Annotated in this window: 15 protein-coding genes; 8 read left to right on the top strand and 7 right to left on the bottom strand. The window is 72.5% G+C overall.

Features of this window, described 5'->3' with window-relative positions; all coding sequences use genetic code 11:
* The 3 genes from QZX64_RS10045 to QZX64_RS10035 all read left to right on the top strand — a co-directional run.
* Positions 1-984: DUF559 domain-containing protein (locus tag QZX64_RS10045; protein ID WP_295659082.1), on the top strand; the 984-nt coding region annotated here is incomplete at its 5' end.
* Positions 985-1,107: 123 nt separating this feature from the next.
* On the top strand, positions 1,108-2,145 hold the full coding sequence (locus QZX64_RS10040) for an NAD(P)-binding domain-containing protein (RefSeq protein ID WP_295659080.1): 1,038 nt from the start codon (positions 1,108-1,110) through the stop codon (positions 2,143-2,145).
* A 39-nt stretch (positions 2,146-2,184) separates the two neighbouring features.
* Positions 2,185-2,829: a DUF1707 domain-containing protein gene (locus tag QZX64_RS10035; RefSeq protein WP_295659078.1), complete on the top strand. Its 645-nt coding sequence runs from the start codon at positions 2,185-2,187 to the stop codon at positions 2,827-2,829.
* Between the two features lie 4 nt (positions 2,830-2,833).
* Here the strand turns inward: QZX64_RS10035 and QZX64_RS10030 are convergent, their stop codons facing one another.
* Entirely contained in the window at positions 2,834-3,883 is a 1,050-nt protein-coding gene (locus QZX64_RS10030; protein ID WP_295659074.1) for a LacI family DNA-binding transcriptional regulator, read from the bottom strand.
* 182 nt (positions 3,884-4,065) lie between these two features.
* Here QZX64_RS10030 and QZX64_RS10025 point away from each other — a divergent pair, with 182 nt between their 5' ends.
* The 5 genes from QZX64_RS10025 to ugpC all read left to right on the top strand — a co-directional run bounded on the left by QZX64_RS10025 (position 4,066) and on the right by ugpC (position 10,810).
* A complete protein-coding gene (locus tag QZX64_RS10025; protein WP_295659071.1) occupies positions 4,066-5,403 on the top strand; it encodes an ABC transporter substrate-binding protein in 1,338 nt (445 codons plus the stop codon).
* Positions 5,400-6,569, top strand: a complete 1,170-nt coding sequence (locus tag QZX64_RS10020) for a carbohydrate ABC transporter permease (RefSeq protein ID WP_295659068.1) — start codon at positions 5,400-5,402, stop codon at positions 6,567-6,569. Before QZX64_RS10025 ends, QZX64_RS10020 begins: the two co-directional genes overlap by 4 nt.
* Complete coding sequence (locus tag QZX64_RS10015) at positions 6,566-7,498, top strand: carbohydrate ABC transporter permease (protein ID WP_295659065.1); 933 nt, start codon at positions 6,566-6,568, stop codon at positions 7,496-7,498. The genes QZX64_RS10020 and QZX64_RS10015 overlap by 4 nt, the downstream gene beginning before the upstream one ends.
* Before the next feature lie 19 nt (positions 7,499-7,517).
* Entirely contained in the window at positions 7,518-9,659 is a 2,142-nt protein-coding gene (locus QZX64_RS10010) for an alpha-galactosidase (RefSeq protein ID WP_295659062.1), read from the top strand.
* A gap of 65 nt (positions 9,660-9,724) precedes the next feature.
* Entirely contained in the window at positions 9,725-10,810 is a 1,086-nt protein-coding gene (ugpC, locus tag QZX64_RS10005; protein WP_295659060.1) for an ABC transporter ATP-binding protein, read from the top strand.
* 14 nt (positions 10,811-10,824) lie between these two features.
* Here ugpC and QZX64_RS10000 read toward each other — a convergent pair whose 3' ends face one another.
* The 6 genes from QZX64_RS10000 to QZX64_RS09975 form a co-directional block, all read right to left on the bottom strand.
* Positions 10,825-11,754 carry an alpha/beta fold hydrolase gene (locus QZX64_RS10000; RefSeq protein WP_295659057.1) on the bottom strand — a complete coding sequence of 310 codons (930 nt, stop codon included), beginning with the start codon at positions 11,752-11,754 and terminating at the stop codon, positions 10,825-10,827.
* A 71-nt stretch (positions 11,755-11,825) separates the two neighbouring features.
* Entirely contained in the window at positions 11,826-12,845 is a 1,020-nt protein-coding gene (gene glpX / locus QZX64_RS09995; protein ID WP_295659055.1) for a class II fructose-bisphosphatase, read from the bottom strand.
* 26 nt (positions 12,846-12,871) lie between these two features.
* A complete protein-coding gene (locus tag QZX64_RS09990; RefSeq protein ID WP_295659052.1) occupies positions 12,872-13,888 on the bottom strand; it encodes an ABC transporter ATP-binding protein in 1,017 nt (338 codons plus the stop codon).
* Complete coding sequence (locus QZX64_RS09985; protein WP_295659050.1) at positions 13,885-14,688, bottom strand: ABC transporter permease; 804 nt, start codon at positions 14,686-14,688, stop codon at positions 13,885-13,887. Before QZX64_RS09985 ends, QZX64_RS09990 begins: the two co-directional genes overlap by 4 nt.
* The gene (gene modA / locus QZX64_RS09980; RefSeq protein WP_295659047.1) at positions 14,685-15,440 is read right to left on the bottom strand and encodes a molybdate ABC transporter substrate-binding protein; all 756 of its coding nucleotides are present in this window, start codon (positions 15,438-15,440) and stop codon (positions 14,685-14,687) included. Before modA ends, QZX64_RS09985 begins: the two co-directional genes overlap by 4 nt.
* The gene (locus tag QZX64_RS09975; protein ID WP_295659044.1) at positions 15,437-15,832 is read right to left on the bottom strand and encodes a molybdopterin-binding protein; all 396 of its coding nucleotides are present in this window, start codon (positions 15,830-15,832) and stop codon (positions 15,437-15,439) included. The genes modA and QZX64_RS09975 overlap by 4 nt, the downstream gene beginning before the upstream one ends.
* Positions 15,833-15,939 lie beyond the last annotated feature (107 nt).

The raw sequence follows: 15,939 nt of genomic DNA, 5'->3' as shown, positions 1-15,939 counted from the left end.
CCGACGCCAGGTGCGAGACGGCGTCGGGAGGGCCACGGTGGGGGAGTGCCGCTCGCCTCCGACCTCGACGACCCACGATTCGTGGCCGTGCGGTCGCTGGGTGACGACCAGGGCGGTGTGGTGTCGCGTCGTCAGCTCTACTCGCTGGGCATTACCCGCTGGGAGGTGGCCGGACACGTCCGCGGTGGCCGCTGGCTGCGGGTCGGTGACCAGTCGGTCTGTCTCCACAACTCCACGCTCCAGCCGGAGGCGCACCGGTGGGCGGCCGTCTTCCAGGGCGGCCCCCGGGCCTGCCTGGACGGCGCCTCCGCGCTCGTCGCCGGCGGGCTGCAGCGGTTCACCGTGCCGCGCGTCCGGGTCAGCGTCCCGCGCGGCGCACGGATCCGGAGGAGCCGCGCCTACGACATCCGGCAGACGCGGCGCTGGTCGGCGGACGACGTCGTGACGATCGGCATCCCGCGGACGCGCGTCGCGGTGGCCGCGATCCGCGGCGCGCTGTGGGCGAGGTCCGACCGCGAGGCGACGTACCTCCTCTCCGCGGTGGTGCAGCAGGGCCTGTGCACGCCGGTCGCCCTGGGCCAGGAGCTGCTGCGAGTACGCCGGGACCGACGCCGTGCCCTCCTCCATGCCGTGGTCAACGACCTCCTCGACGGGGCGCGCGCGCTCGGAGAGCTCGATGTCGTGGCGGAGCTCCGGCGGCGTGGTCTGCCACCGCCGCAGCGGCAGGTCCTGCGGCGCGATGGGCGCCGGCGGTACTTCCTCGACCTCTACTGGCCGCAGTTCGGCGTGGTGGTCGAGGTCGACGGCATCCATCACGCCTGGGCCGAGAACGTGGTGGGTGACGCGTTGCGGCAGAACGCGCTGGCCATCGACGGCGACACGGTGCTCCGGCTGCCCCTGCTGGGGCTCAGGCTCCAGCCCGACGAGTTCTTCGCCCAGATCCAGGCGGCGCTGCGAGCCGGTGGGCTCCGTGATGCCGCCTGACGACGACGTCATACGAGGCGTGGACCCGTTCCCACCCTTCGCATGACGTCGCAGCGGCCGGCCAGGGGGTGACGGCGCCAGGCCGACCGGGCATACCCCGGCCCGGTCGGGCGTTGTCCCGACGTGCACGTCCTCGACTCCGTGGTCATCGGCGCCGGCCAGGCAGGGCTGTCGTCGTCGTACCACCTCACCCGGCGGGGAGTGGAGCACGTCGTCCTGGACGCCGACCCCGCGCCGGGCGGCGCCTGGCAGCACCGCTGGGACTCACTGTCGATGGAGGACGTGCACGGCGTCGCAGACCTGCCCGACGCTCCCGCCCCCCGGGGCAGCGAGCGGCCGGCCAACGACGTGGTGCCCGCCTGGTTCGCCGACTACGAGCGCAGGCACGCCCTGCCGGTCCTGCGGCCGGTGGCGGTCGACCGGGTGCGGAGCGAGGACGACCTCCTCGTCGTGGAGGCGGGGGAGCGGGCCTGGCGCACCCGCACGCTGGTCAACGCCACGGGCACGTGGACCCGGCCGTTCGTGCCGCGCTACCCCGGCCAGGACACGTTCGCCGGCGAGCAGCTGCACACCGTCGACTACCCGGGCGCGCAGCACTTCGCCGGACGGCGGGTGCTCGTGGTGGGCGGTGGCGCGTCCGCCGTCCAGCTGCTCGGGGAGCTGGCGCCGGTCACCGAGACGCTGTGGGTGACCCGCCGGGAGCCGGTGTGGATCGACCGCTTCGAGCCTGAGGACGGGCGGGCGGCGGTGGCCCGCGTCGAGGAGCGGGTACGCCGCGGCCTGCCGCCGCAGAGCGTCGTCAGCGTGACCGGGCTGCACCTGCGCCCGCAGGAGGCGGAGGCCGAGCGCCTCGGTGCCTACCGCCGGCTTCCGATGTTCGCGCGGATCGAGCCCGGTGGCGTCCGCTGGGCCGACGGCCGCTGCAAGAGCGTCGACGTGATCCTGTGGGCCACCGGCTTCCGGCCGGCCGTGGGCCACCTGGCGCCGCTGCACCTGCGCAGCGAGCTCGGCGGCATCCGGCTCGACGGCACGACCGCGGTGGCCGACCCCCGGGTGCAGCTCGTGGGCTACGGGCCCTCGGCGAGCACCATCGGGGCCAACCGTGCCGGCCGGGCCGCGGCGACCGCGGTGGCGCGGCAGCTCCGTCCCGCTGCCGCCTGACCTCCCGCAGCACCGCCGCGCGTGGCTAGGCTGGGAGGCATGGGGGAGACACCTGAACCGTCACAGATGCGCATCTCCGACGCCGACCGCCAGCGCGTGGCGGAGGTGCTGCGCGAGGCGGCCGGCGAGGGCCGCATCGACCTCGACGAGCTCGACGAGCGGCTCGACGCCACCTGGTCCGCCAAGACGTACGCCGACCTCGTGCCGCTCACGGTGGACCTGCCCGCCCCCGGGCACGACCTCGCGCCACGCGTGGGATGGTCGCCGGTGCCCCGCCCGGCGCCGGGGCGGCTGGCCGGGCCGACGTACGACACGAGCATCGCGGTGATGAGCGGCATCGACCGCCGCGGTGCGTGGACCGTCGGCAGCACGCACTCCGCCTTCGCCCTGATGGGCGGCATCACCCTCGACCTGCGCGAGGCCGTCCTCACCACCCGCGAGACGGTGATCAACGCCAGCACCTTCTGGGGCGGCATCGACATCGTCGTCAACGCCCACACGCACGTCGTCGTCGAGGGCATCGGCCTGATGGGGGCCTTCGACCAGGCCCGCGACAAGGTGCCGGCGGAGCTGACCGCCGACTCGCCGGTCGTGCGCGTGCGCGGCTTCGCGGTGATGGGTGGCGTCACCGTGCAGCGCAAGGGGCCCCCGCGGCCGCGGCGCCGCTCGATCCTCGGGCACTGACCCCTCAGCCACCCGGGGGCCCGGTCGAGCCCCGGACGACGAGCTCGGCCTGCACGACCTGGCGCACCCGCTGCTCGACCCCCCGCACCAGGCCGATGGCCATCTGGCCCGCTCGGCGCCCCTGCGCCTCGACGCGCTGCGACACCGTCGTGAGCCGGAAGGCCTCCGCCAGCGGATGCCCGTCGACGCCGATCACCGACATGCCGCCCGGCACCGCGATGCCTCGGCGCCCGAGCGTCTGGAGGGCACCGATGGCGATCTCGTCCGAGAAGGCGAACACCGCCGTCGGTCTGGGGTCCAGCTGCAGGATGCGCTCCATCCCGTGCACTCCGGCCGTGGGGCCGTAGGGCTCGGTCACGATGTAGTCGTCGGGCACGGGCAGGCCCCGGGCCGCCATGGTCTCCTGGAACCCCCGCCTGCGGGCGACGTCCGAGGACCAGCTCGTCCCCTCGGTGTCGTCGGTGCGCAGCATGGCGATCCTGCGGTGGCCCAGCCCGAGCAGGTGCTCGATGGCGGTGCGGGTCACGCCGAGCTCGTCGACGTCGACCCGGGGCAGGTCGCGCACCCGCCCACCGGCGACCACCACGTGGACGCCCATCGTGTCGAGCCGGCCCACCTCGGCGTGGGTCATCGGCAGGGCCACGAGCACCACCGCATCGACCTTCCGCCGCGCGGGCAGCTCCTCGAAGAACCGGCTGCGCTGGGCCTCGCCGTGGACCTGGTAGACGAGGGTGTCCACGCCCTCGGCCCGGAGGCACTCCTCGATGCCGGCCAGCATCGCGGAGTAGAACCAGATGTCGATGCGGGGGACCACGACGGCGATGCGGCCCTTGGCCTTGCGGGCCAGGGCCGACGCCTCCGGGGACACCACGTAGGACAGCTCGGCGGCGATCTCGCGGACGCGCTCCCGCGTCGCGGGGCTCACGCCCTTGACGTCGCGGAGCGCTCGCGACACCGTGGCGATGGAGACGCCGGCGCGTGCGGCGACGTCGGCCATGTTGACCTCGCCGGACCAGGGGAGTGCTGCTCCCTGGGGCGCCACAGGCGTCAGCAAGGACCGATCCGGTGCGCCCTCCGACGTCTGCATGCTTGGCACCATAACGGTCGCGCAAACGTTTCCGTAAGGGGTCTTGACGGCATGCTGTGGCGTACGTCACCCTTGAACGCGTTGACGTGCAAACGTTTGCGTAGTGCTGTCGAAAGAGGCGGCTCAACGATCGAGGAGGCGGAACACGCATGGCAAGAAGCACATGGCGTCGCGTGGCGGCGTTCGGCGCAGGAGCAACCCTCGTCCTGGCGACCTCGGGCTGTCTGCAGAGCAGCGACGACGACGGCGGCGGTGGCGGTGGCGGTGGGGTGAGCAGTGGCGAGAAGGAGGACGGGACGGTCACCATCCTCGGCGCCTTCGGCGGTGCCGAGAAGGCAGCGTTCGAGGAGTCCCTGGCGGCCTTCGAGGAGGAGTCCGGGATCGACGTCGAGTACACCGAGGACACTGACTTCACCACGACGGTCGTGCAGCGCGTGGAGGCGGGCGACGCCCCCGACATCGGCCTCTTCCCGCAGCCGGGTGGGCTGCTGGACCTCTCCGAGGACATCGTCCCGCTGGACGACGTGATCGACGTCAGTGCCATCGAGAGCACGCTGATCCCCGGCTTCCTGGAAGCGGCCACCAAGGACGGCGCCGTCTACGGCGCCCCGATGCGGATGGCCGTCAAGTCGATCGTGTGGTATCCCAAGCCCGCCTTCGAGGAGGCCGGCTACTCGACCGAGGTGGCCACCTACCAGGACCTGGTCGCCGAGTCCGAGAGGATCGCCGCCGACGGCACGACCCCCTGGTGCATGGGCTGGGAGTCCGACCAGGCGACCGGCTGGGTCGGCACCGACTGGCTGGAGGAGATGGTGCTCCGCGTGGCCGGCCCCGAGGTCTACGACCAGTGGGTCACCCATGAGATCCCCTTCAACGACCCCCAGATCGTCGAGGCGCTCGACGCCGCTGGAGAGATCCTGAAGAACGACGAGCTGGTCCAGGGCGGTGCCGACGGCATCCTCAACACCAACTTCGCCGACGCCATGACGCCCGCCCTCAGCGGCGGCGACCCCAGCTGCTACCTCCACCGCCAGGGCAACTTCGCCACCGGCTTCTACCCCGAGGAGGTGCAGGCCGACCTCGACGGCACCGTCGGCACGTTCTACTTCCCCGCCTACGAAGGCGGCTACGACGGCCAGCCCGTCCTCGGCGGAGGAGACCTCGCGGCCGCCTTCATGGCCGACGACCCCGAGGTCGAGCAGGTCATGGAGTTCCTGACCTCCGACCAGTTCGGTGCCGAGTGGGCAGGGGCGGGTGGCTGGCTCTCGCCGCACGCCACGTTCGACGCCTCGACCTACGCCGATGAGACGACGCGCACGATCGCCCAGTCCGCCGCCGAGGCGGACGTGTTCCGCTTCGACGGCTCGGACCTGATGCCCAAGGCCGTCGGCTCGGGCAGCTTCTGGACCGGCATGGTGGACTGGATCGGCGGTCAGTCCAGCCAGGAGACGCTGGACGCGATCGAGGCGTCCTGGCCCTCGTCATGACCACCGTCAGTGCCAAGAAGGGTCCCAGCGCCGGCTCGTCGGCGCTGGGGCCCGACCCCTCGCCCGGGGCGTCGTCGCGCAAGCTGAACGTCGTCCACGTGGTCGGCGGCCTGGTCGGCATGGCCGTCACCGCCTACGTGATGTACACGGTCTTCCTGTCCTTCAGCCTTCGTCCCGAGTGGTGGCTCGACAGCAAGATCCTCATCGGCCTGGTCGCCATCGGAGTGGGCGTCGGAGGGGCGGGCGTCCTCTTCTGGTTCCTCAACCTGTTCGTCGAGGGGCTGCCCGAGCGGACGTCGCGTGCGCTGATGCCCTACGCCTACCTGCTGCCGGGCTTCGGGCTCATCACCCTGATGCTGCTCTACCCCACGCTCCAGACGATCATGTTCTCCTTCGCCGACGAGGACAGCGAGGCGTGGGTCGGCTTCGAGAACTACAGCACGATCTTCCAGAGCGAGGAGTTCCGCGGGACGCTCTTCAACAACGTCCTGTGGCTGCTCATCGTGCCGGCCACGGTCGTGGCGATCGGCATCGTCGTCGCCGTGATGGCCGACAAGCTGAGCAGGCGCGGCGAAAGCATCTCCAAGAGCATCATCTTCCTGCCGATGGCCATCTCGTTCGTGGGCGCCTCGGCCATCTGGACCCTGGTCTACGACTACTCCTCCGGCGCCAACCAGACGGGCCTGCTCAACGCCGTCTGGACGTCCATCGGCGGCGAGGCGCAGACCTGGCTGCAGAACGACACCCTCAAGCTGAACTCCCTGCTGCTGATGGTCATCCTCATCTGGCTGCAGGTCGGCTTCGGCATGATCCTGCTGTCCTCGGCCATCAAGGGCGTCCCCGAGGACACCCTCGAGGCCGCCCGCATCGACGGGGCCACCGAGTGGCAGATCTTCTGGCGGGTCGTCCTGCCGCAGATCAAGGGCACGACGATCACCGTCTTCATCACCGTGCTCATCATGGTCCTGAAGGTCTTCGACATCGTCTACGTGCTGACCAACGGCCGCTTCAACACCAACGTGATCGCGAACCTCTACTTCTTCGAGCTGTTCGCCAACAGCAACTCGGGCACGGCAGCGGCCATCGTCGTGGTGCTGCTGCTCGCCATCACCCCGGTCCTCGTCTACCAGGTCCGGCACTTCAGGGCAGAGGAGGCGAACTCATGACGCAGCTCGCAGCGGCAGAGGTCGCCGAGGCGGATCACCTCAAGTCAGGCGACGCGCCCAAGCTCTCCGCAGGGCGGATGTCGGACGGCCGGTCCCGCAGCTACGTCTCCATGGTGGTGATGTTCCTGCTGTGCATCCTGTGGACCGTCCCGACCCTCGGCCTGCTGGTGACGTCGTTCCGCGACCGCACCGACGCCTCGGAGGCGGGGTGGTGGACCGCGCTCCTCAACCCCTTCGGCGCCGGCTGGACCACCCAGAACTACCGCGGCGTCTTCGAAGGCACCGACATCGGGTCGGGGTTCATCAACAGCCTGGTCGTGGCCATCCCGGCCACGGTGATCCCGATCATGTTCGCCGCCTTCGCGGCGTACGCCTTCACGTTCATGGACTTCCGCGGCAAGGACGTCCTGTTCGTGGCGATCGTGGCGGTCATGGTGGTGCCCATCCAGGTGGCCTTCCAGCCGATGCTCAACCTGCTGGGTCCCCGCGGGCTCGACCTCATCGGGCAGTACTTCGCGGTGTGGCTGCTGCACACCGGCTTCGGCATGCCACTGGCCATCTACACGCTGCGCAACTACATGGCCACCCTCCCCAAGACGGTCATCGAGTCCGCCAAGATCGACGGGGCGTCGCACTACCAGACGTTCTGGCGGCTCATCGTGCCGATGTCGGTGCCGGCCCTGGCCGCGTTCGCCATCCTGCAGTTCCTGTGGGTGTGGAACGACCTGCTCGTCGCCAAGCTGTTCCTCGGGTCGTCGGAGAACGCCACGGTCATCGTGGAGCTCCAGGGCCTCATCGGGACCGCTGGTCTGGGCAGGGAGCTGCTGACCGCCGGCGCCTTCATCTCGATGGTGCTCCCCATGGTGGTGTTCTTCGGCCTGCAGCGGTTCTTCGTCCGCGGACTGACGTCAGGAGCGGTGAAGGGATAGCCACTGGCAGGCTTGGTCCGTGACCGTTCCTGCTGTCCACCTCAGCCGCGGGGGCGTGAGCGTCGTGCTCGCGCCCTCCGCGGACGGGCTCGCCGTCCTCCACTGGGGGGTGGCGCTCGGTGCCGTCGACCCCGACGCGCTGGCCCGCCTGCACGTCGCCGGCGTGCCGCACTCGGCGCTCGACCATCCCCGACTGCGCGGCATCGTGGGCGAGAACGTCGCCGGCTACACCGGGACCCCCGGCCTCTCCGGGCTGCGTCCCGGTGCCGGCGCCGCGGCGTGGGCCCCCCGGCTGCGTGACTGGTCGTGCGACGTCGACGACTCGGGGGAGGACGCCCGCGTCGCGCTCGAGGCCGCGGACGACGAGGCCGGGTGGCAGGTGCGCGTCGAGCTCGAGCTGACCCGCGACGGGCTGGTCCGGATGCGCACCTTCGTCACCAACGCCGGCCCCGGCGACCTGGTGCTCGACCAGGTGCGCCTCGCGCTGCCGGTCGCCCCGCGCGCCACCGAGCTGCTCGACCTCACCGGTCGCTGGTGCCGCGAGCGCACCCCGCAGCGCCGGGACTGGCTCCACGGCACCCACCTGCGCGAGTCCCGGCACGGCCGCACCGGCCACGACGCGACCCTGGTCATGGTGGCCGGCACGCCCGGCTTCGGCTTCGGGTCCGGTGAGGTCTGGGGCACCCATGTCGCCTGGAGCGGGGACCACGCGACGTACGCCGAGCGCACGCCGGAGGGCGAGTGCGTGCTGGGCGGCGGCGAGCTGCTCGGACCGGGCGAGGTCGTGCTGGCCGAGGGGGAGACCTACCGCAGTCCCTGGCTCGTCGGCGCGCACAGCACCACGGGCCTCGACGACATGAGTGCCCGCCTCCACGCCTGGCTGCGCCGCCAGGTGCCCCTGGGGGAGCGCCCGGTGCTGGTCAACACCTGGGAGGCGGCGTACTTCGACCACGACCTGGGCCGGCTCTCCGCCCTGGCCGACGTGGCGGCGCAGGTCGGGGTGGAGCGGTTCGTGCTGGACGACGGCTGGTTCCACGGTCGCCGCTCCGACCGGGCCGGCCTCGGTGACTGGACCGTCGACACCGGCCTGTGGCCCGAGGGCCTCCACCCGCTGATCGAGCACGTGCACGGCACGGGCATGGACTTCGGCCTCTGGGTCGAGCCCGAGATGGTCAACGAGGACTCCGACGTGGTGCGTGCCCACCCCGACTGGGTGCTGCGCGGCCACGGCGAGCTGCCGCCCACCTGGCGGCACCAGCAGGTCCTCGACCTCCAGCACCCCGACGCCTACGCCCACGTGCGCGACGCGCTGCTCGCCCTGCTGGGGGAGTACGACATCGCGTTCCTCAAGTGGGACCACAACCGGGACCTGATCGACGTCGCGCACGCCGGTCGCCCCGCCGTCCACGGCCAGACGGCGGCGTTCTACCGGCTGCTCGACGAGCTGCGCGCCGCCCACCCCGGCCTGGAGATCGAGTCGTGCGCCAGCGGTGGGGGGCGCATCGACCTCGAGGTGCTGACCCGCACCGACCGGGTCTGGGCGAGCGACACCATCGACGCCGTGGAGCGTCAGCGGATCCAGCGGTGGACCTCGCTGCTGGTGCCGCCGGAGCGGATGGGCGCCCACGTCGGCGGTCCGGTCGCCCACACCACCGGCCGCTCGCACCGGCTCGGGTTCCGGGCCGCGACCGCGCTGCTCGGGCACTTCGGCATCGAGTGGGACCTCAGCGCCGTCTCGGAGGAGGAGCGCACCGAGCTGGCCGCCTGGGTGGCCCTGCACAAGCGGGTCCGACCGCTCGTCGCCACCGGTCGGGTGGTGCACGGCGACCCCGCCGACCCCGCCCTCGCGGTCACCGGCGTGGTGGCCGAGGACCGTGCGGAGGGGTGGTACGTCGTCGCGACGGTCGACACGACCACCACCCAGGGTCCCGGGGCGGTGGTGCTGCCGGGGCTCGACCCGGAGCGCTCCTACCGCGTGACGCACGAGACGCCCGAGGGCTACCGGCACCCCGCCGACCTCGGCACCACGTGGCTCGACGACGCGGACGGTCCGGTCGTCCCCGGCTCGGTCCTGGCCGCGCTGGGGGTGCGCCTGCCCGTGCTGGCGCCGGAGTCGGCCGTGGTGGTGCGGTGCGTCGACACGGGTGCCGCGAGGCCCTAGTGTGAAGGGCGTCACTTCACAACGGATCGTCCGGCACGTACCTGCCGGTGAAGGAGTAGTGCCCCATGGCAACAGTTCGTTTCGAGAAGGCCCAGCGCTGGTATCCCGGGGCTGACAAGCCCACGGTCCCCGGCATCGACCTCGAGATCGGCGACGGCGAGTTCATGGTCCTCGTCGGCCCGTCCGGCTGCGGCAAGTCCACCACCCTGCGGATGCTCGCGGGCCTGGAGGAGATCAACGCCGGCAAGATCTACATCGGCGACCGCGACATCACGCACGTGGCCCCCAAGGACCGCGACATCGCGATGGTGTTCCAGAACTACGCGCTCTACCCCCACATGACGGTGGCCGACAACATGGCCTTCGCCCTCAAGATGGCCAAGGTGCCGCAGGACGAGCAGAAGCGGCGCGTCGCCGAGGCCGCCAAGATCCTGGGCCTCGAGGAGTTCCTGGAGCGCAAGCCGAAGGCGCTCTCCGGCGGCCAGCGCCAGCGTGTCGCCATGGGCCGCGCGATCGTCCGCAACCCCCAGGTGTTCTGCATGGACGAGCCGCTGTCGAACCTCGACGCCAAGATGCGCGTGCAGACGCGCACCGACATCGCCAAGCTCCAGGCCGACCTGGGGGTCACCACCGTCTACGTGACCCACGACCAGGTCGAGGCCATGACGATGGGCGACCGCGTCGCGGTGATGAACTACGGCATCCTGCAGCAGGTCGACACCCCGCTGAACCTCTACGACAAGCCCCGGAACCTGTTCGTCGCGGGCTTCATCGGCTCCCCGCAGATGAACCTCATCCAGGCACGGGCGGTCGAGGGCAAGGCGCAGATCGGCAAGTACGCCGTGCCGGTCGACCCCACGGCCTCGCGCAAGATGGAGGGCAACATCACCGTGGGCGTGCGGCCGGAGGCCTGGCGCCTCGTGTCCGCCGAGCAGGGCGGCCTCCCCGTGCACGTGACGGTCGTCGAGGAGCTCGGCGCCGACGGCTTCGTCTACGGCACCTCCGACGTCGAGGGCACGCCCAGCAACGTCATCGTGCGGGTGTCGGGCGGTCGCGACTCGGTGCGCAAGGGCGACACCATCCACGTCACGACCGACCCGGTGAGCGTGCACGTCTTCGACACCGACAGCGGGGAGCGCCTCTCCGACTGACGGCCCTGCTCCGACTACGCCTCGCCGGCGCGGTCCGCCACCCGGCGGATCGCGCCGGCGATCGTGTCGTGGAGCGCGGGCGGGAGGTCGTGGCCCATCCCCTCGACCAGCAGCAGCTCCGCCCCCGGGACCGCCGAGGCGGTGGCGCGACCACCGGAGACGTGCACCATCCGGTCGCCCGGACCGTGCACCACCAGCGTCGGCACCCGCACCCCCCGCAGGCCCGGCGTGCGGTCGGGCTGGGTGAGGACCGCCAGCATCTGCCGCAGCACGCCCTGGGGGTCGAAGCCGCGGTCCCAGGTCTGCCGGGCGCGCGCCCGGGCGGTGTCCTGGTCGGGCGGGAAGCCGGGGGAGCCGATCATCGCCCACGTCGCCGCGCTGGCGGCGACGTACGCCTCGCGGCCGGCGGAGCGGTCGGCCAGCAGCATCGGCAGCAGGCGAGGGCTCTGCCAGCCCACCGTGCGCCGGCCGGTGGTCGACATGATGCTGGTCAGCGAGCGCACCCGCTCGGGCCGCTCGATGGCCATCGTCTGCACGACCATGCCGCCCATGGAGGTGCCCACGACGTGCGCCGAGCCCACGCCGAGGTGGTCCAGCAGCCCGAAGGCGTCCTCGGCGAGGTCCACCAGGGAGTACGGCGCGCGCACCCGGCGGCCCGCGAACGCCCGCACCAGCTGGGTGCGCGTCACCCGGCCCGGCACCTTGGTCGACCGGCCGGTGTCACGGCTGTCGAAGCGGACGACGAAGAAGCCGAGCGCCGCCAGCGTGCGACACAGCGCGGGATCCCACCAGGTCATCGGTCCGCCGAGGCCCATGAGCAGCAGCAGCGGCTCGTCGTCGGGGTCGCCGAAGGTCTGGTAGCACAGCTCCACGCCGGAGCCGACCGGGGCGAGGAGCTCCTCGGAGACGGCGACCTCCGAGGGCCGTGACGACGTCGGTGACATGACCACCAGTGAACACGACGGCCCCCGATCATGCCCCCGGCGCGGCGTGACGCTCGGACAGCCTCAGTGACTCACTTGTCGAAGTCGATCGCGGAGAAGTTGCGCAGCTTGCCGAGCTGGTGCTCGGAGGAGATCGAACGGATCGTGCCGCTGCGCGAGCGCATCACCAGTGAGTCGGTGGTCGCGCCGTCGGCGCGGTAGCGCACCCCGCGCATCAGCTCGCCGTCGGTGATGCCGGTGGCGACGAAGAAGCAGTCGTCGCCGGTGACCAGGTCGTCGGTGGTCAGGACGTGCTCGGGCGAGAGGTCGTGCCCGGCGTCGACGGCCCGCTGCCGCTCGTCGTCGTCCTGCGGCCAGAGGCGGCCCTGGATCACGCCGCCCAGGCACTTCAGGGCGCAGGCGGCGATGATGCCCTCGGGCGTGCCGCCGACGCCGAGCAGCAGGTCGACGCCGGTGCCGGGCCGGGCGGCCATGATGGCGCCGGCGACGTCGCCGTCGGTGATGAACTTGATGCGCGCGCCGGTGGCCCGGATCTCCCCGACGAGCTCGGCGTGGCGGGGGCGGTCGAGCACGACGACCGTCACGTCCTCGGCGCGCGACCCCTTGGCCTTGGCGATCTGCTGGATGTTCTCCGCGACGGGGTTGCGGATGTCGACGACGCCGGCCGCCTCCGGGCCGGTGACCAGCTTCTCCATGTAGAACACCGCCGAGGGGTCGTACATCGACCCGCGCGGCGCGACCGCCAGCACCGAGATGGCGTTGGCCATGCCCTTCGCGGTCAGGGTCGTGCCGTCGATGGGGTCGACGGCGACGTCGCACTCGGGTCCGGTGCCGTCGCCGACCTTCTCACCGTTGTAGAGCATCGGGGCGTTGTCCTTCTCGCCCTCGCCGATGACGACGGTGCCGTTCATGCCGATCGTCGAGATCATCACGCGCATCGCGTTGACGGCCACGCCGTCGGCGTCGTTCTTGTCTCCCCGCCCGACCCAGCGACCGGCCGCCATGGCCGCCGCCTCGGTGACCCGCACCAGCTCGAGCGCGAGGTTGCGGTCCGGCGACTGGGGGGCGACGTTGAGGTCCTTGGGGCTCATGGCCGCATGCTACTGACTGGAGGGGCTCACGTGGAGGGCGCCGTCGGGGGCCCGTCGGCCGGCGCTCCTGCGGACGCGGCGTACCGGCGTACCGATGTCGCCTTCACCGACAGCCACACCTCGCGGCCCGGGGCGAGCCCGAGCTCGGTGGCGGCCGCCGGGGTCACGTCGGCGATCAGGTCCGGGTCGGCGGTGACGAGCAGGCGCACGGCGTCGCCGTGGGGCGACACGTCGGCGACCGCACCGCGCCAGCGCAGCCGCGGCGAGCCCACGGGCTGCTCGAGCGAGACGTTGACGGCGCGGGGGGTGAAGCTCACCAGCTCCTCGCCGTGGCGGACCACGTTGAGGCCGACGAGCCGGGCGACGTGCTCGGTGCGCGGCCGCTGCGACACCTCCGCCGGGGTGCCCACCTGGGCGACCCGGCCGCGGTCGAGCACGACGACGAGGTCGGCCAGGGTGAGGGCGTCGATGGCGTGGTGGGTGACGAGCAGCGTCACGCCGTCGTACGACGCGAGGTGCCGGCCCAGCTCGATGCGCAGCGCCATCGCCACCCTGACGTCGAGGCCGGTCAGCGGCTCGTCGAGCAGCAGCAGCCGCGGGTGCGTGGCCAGCGCCCGGGCGATGGCGACCCGCTGCGCCTGGCCGCCGGAGAGCCGGCGGGGCCTGCGGTCGGCCAGGTCGCCGACGCCGAGGCGGTCGAGCCAGGTGCGCGCCTCCGCGTCGGCCTCGCTCCGGGGGACGCCGCGGGCGCGCGGCCCGAAGGCGACGTTGTCGAGCGCGGTGAGGTGCGGGAAGAGCAGCTGTCCCTGGAAGACCAGGCCCACCCCCCGCTCGCGGGCCGGCAGGTCGAGCAGGTCGGCGCCGTCGAGCCGGGCGTGGCCGGAGGCGGGGGCGAGCCCGGCCAGGGCGCGCACCAGCGAGGACTTGCCCGCACCGTTGGGGCCGATGACGGCCACCACGGCACCGGGAGCCGCGTCGAAGGACGCCTGCACGCGGCCCGGGACCTCGAGCCGGACCTCGAGCCCGGCGCGGGTGCCGCTCACCCGCCCGCCAGCCGGGTGCCGAGCCAGCGGTCCCGCAGGGCCAGCAGCACGGCGACCGACACGAGCAGCATGACCAGGCTCAGCGCCAGCGCCGCGTCCTGGTCGGACTGCCGGGTGACGTAGATCAGCGTCGGCATGGTCTGGGTGGTGCCGGGGTAGTTGCCGTTGAAGGTGATCGTGGCCCCGAACTCGCCGAGCGAGCGGGCCCAGCCCAGCACCGCGCCCGCCACGATGCCGGGCAGGGCGAGCGGCACCGTGACGCGGCGGAAGGTGGTCCAGCGGGTGGCCCCCAGGGTGGCGGCCGCCGCGTCGTACTCCGGGTCGGTGGAGCGAAGCGCGCCCTCGATGCTGATGACGACGAAGGGCATGCACACGAACACATGGGCCAGCACGACGCCCCAGGTGGTGAACGGGAACCCGAAGCCCGTGGCGTCGAGCAGGGGCTCGCCGAGGAACCCGGTGCGCCCGAACGCCGTGCGCAGGGCGATCCCGGCCACCACCGGCGGCAGCACCAGGGGGACCGTGACCACGGCCCGGAGGACGCCGCGGCCCCGGAACTCCACGCGGGCCAGCACCCACGCCAGGGGCAGGCCGAGCAGCAGGCAGACCGCCACCGCGACGGTGGACGTCATGGCCGAGAGCCAGAGCGCCTCGCGCAACGGCTCGGAGCGGAGCTGCTCGGGCAGTCCCGGCCAGTCGGTCGCCGCGACCATGGCCACGAGCGGCACGGTGAGCAGCAGGGTCGCCAGGGCCGCCGGCACGACCAGGAGGACCGGCGCCCTGCCGAGGGTGTCCCTCACGGCGCCTGTGGCGGCACGGAGAAGCCGGCCTCCACGAGGATGCGGCGGCCGTCCTCGGACTGCACGTAGTCGGTCCACTCGCGGGCGAGCGCCGGCTCGTCCGCCGAGTCCAGGGCGGTGTGCAGGTAGGAGGTGCGGTACCGGTCGGCGTCGGGGATCTCCACGGTGCTGACGGCGTCGCCGGCAGCCACCGCGTCGGAGGCGTAGACCAGCCCCGCCTCGGCCTCGCCCGAGGTCACCTTGTCGAGGGTGGCGCGGACGTCCTCCTCGAGGCTGGCGGGCTCCGCCGTGACGCCGGCCGACTCCAGGACGGCGAGCGCGACCCGGCCGCACGGCACCTCGTCGGCGCAGCGGACCCAGGTGGTGCCGGCGAGGTCGTCGAGGGCGGTGACACCGGCGGGATTCTCGGGCGGCGTGACGATGGTGAGCACGTTCGTGGCGAAGATCGTCGCCGACTCGGCCGCGCCGGCGTCCAGGGCAAGTTCCATCGACGCCTCGTCGGCGGTGGCCAGCACGTCGCCCGGCGCGCCGTCGGCCACCTGCTCGGCCAGGTCGGTGCTCGAGCCGAAGGAGAACGTGACCTCGGCGTCGTGCTCGGCCTCGAAGTCCTCGGCCAGTGCCTCGAAGACGTCGGTCAGGGAGGCCGCCGCGAGCACCGTCAGCTCGTCGCGCCCCTCGCCCCCCGGGTCCCCGGAGCAGCCGGTGAGCGCGAGCAGGGAGGTAGCCAGGGACACGGCCAGGATGCGCTTCACGGGACCTCCACGACCACGTTGGTGGACTTGACGGACGCGAAGGCGCGCACGCCGGGTTCGAGCCCGAGCTCGGTGGCGGCGTCGCTGCTCATCAGCGACACGATGCGGTAGGGCCCGCACACGAGCTCGACCTGCGCCATCACGGCGTCCCTGCGCACCGCCGTGACGATGCCGTGCAGGCGGTTGCGGGCGCTCACCGACGCGGCGCGCGTGCGCTCGCGGTCCGGGGAGTCGGCCAGTGATGCCGCCAGCGCGGCGAGGGCGACGCCCTCGACGCGGGACGGCCCGTCGCCGGGCAGCACGGGCAGCCGGCCATGGTCGATCCACCGGCGCACGGTGTCGTCGCTGACGCCGAGGAGCTCGGCGGCCTCCGCGATCCGGTAGCTCGTCACGGCGCCACTCTCCCGCATCTACGGCGAGTTGTCTGCATCTGAGCCCGCACCTCGGGACGGCCCGCCTCTCCTGCCGGCTCCCGCGCACCCGCCTGAGAGGATGGCGG

Origin of the sequence: uncultured Nocardioides sp., assembly GCF_902805925.1 — a bacterium.
Taxonomy (GTDB): domain Bacteria; phylum Actinomycetota; class Actinomycetes; order Propionibacteriales; family Nocardioidaceae; genus Nocardioides.
This window is presented reverse-complemented; position numbering and strand designations above follow the sequence as displayed.

What these genes read in the sequence shown, in the direction of transcription:
- QZX64_RS10035 (WP_295659078.1), top strand. Translation starts at nt 2,185, where the DNA reads ATGGGGGAGACACCTGAACCGTCACAGATGCGCATCTCCGACGCCGAC.
- QZX64_RS10025 (WP_295659071.1), top strand. Translation starts at nt 4,066, where the DNA reads ATGGCAAGAAGCACATGGCGTCGCGTGGCGGCGTTCGGCGCAGGAGCA.
- QZX64_RS10020 (WP_295659068.1), top strand. Translation starts at nt 5,400, where the DNA reads ATGACCACCGTCAGTGCCAAGAAGGGTCCCAGCGCCGGCTCGTCGGCG.
- QZX64_RS10015 (WP_295659065.1), top strand. Translation starts at nt 6,566, where the DNA reads ATGACGCAGCTCGCAGCGGCAGAGGTCGCCGAGGCGGATCACCTCAAG.
- ugpC (WP_295659060.1), top strand. Translation starts at nt 9,725, where the DNA reads ATGGCAACAGTTCGTTTCGAGAAGGCCCAGCGCTGGTATCCCGGGGCT.
- QZX64_RS10000 (WP_295659057.1), bottom strand. Translation starts at nt 11,754, where the DNA reads ATGTCACCGACGTCGTCACGGCCCTCGGAGGTCGCCGTCTCCGAGGAG.
- glpX (WP_295659055.1), bottom strand. Translation starts at nt 12,845, where the DNA reads ATGAGCCCCAAGGACCTCAACGTCGCCCCCCAGTCGCCGGACCGCAAC.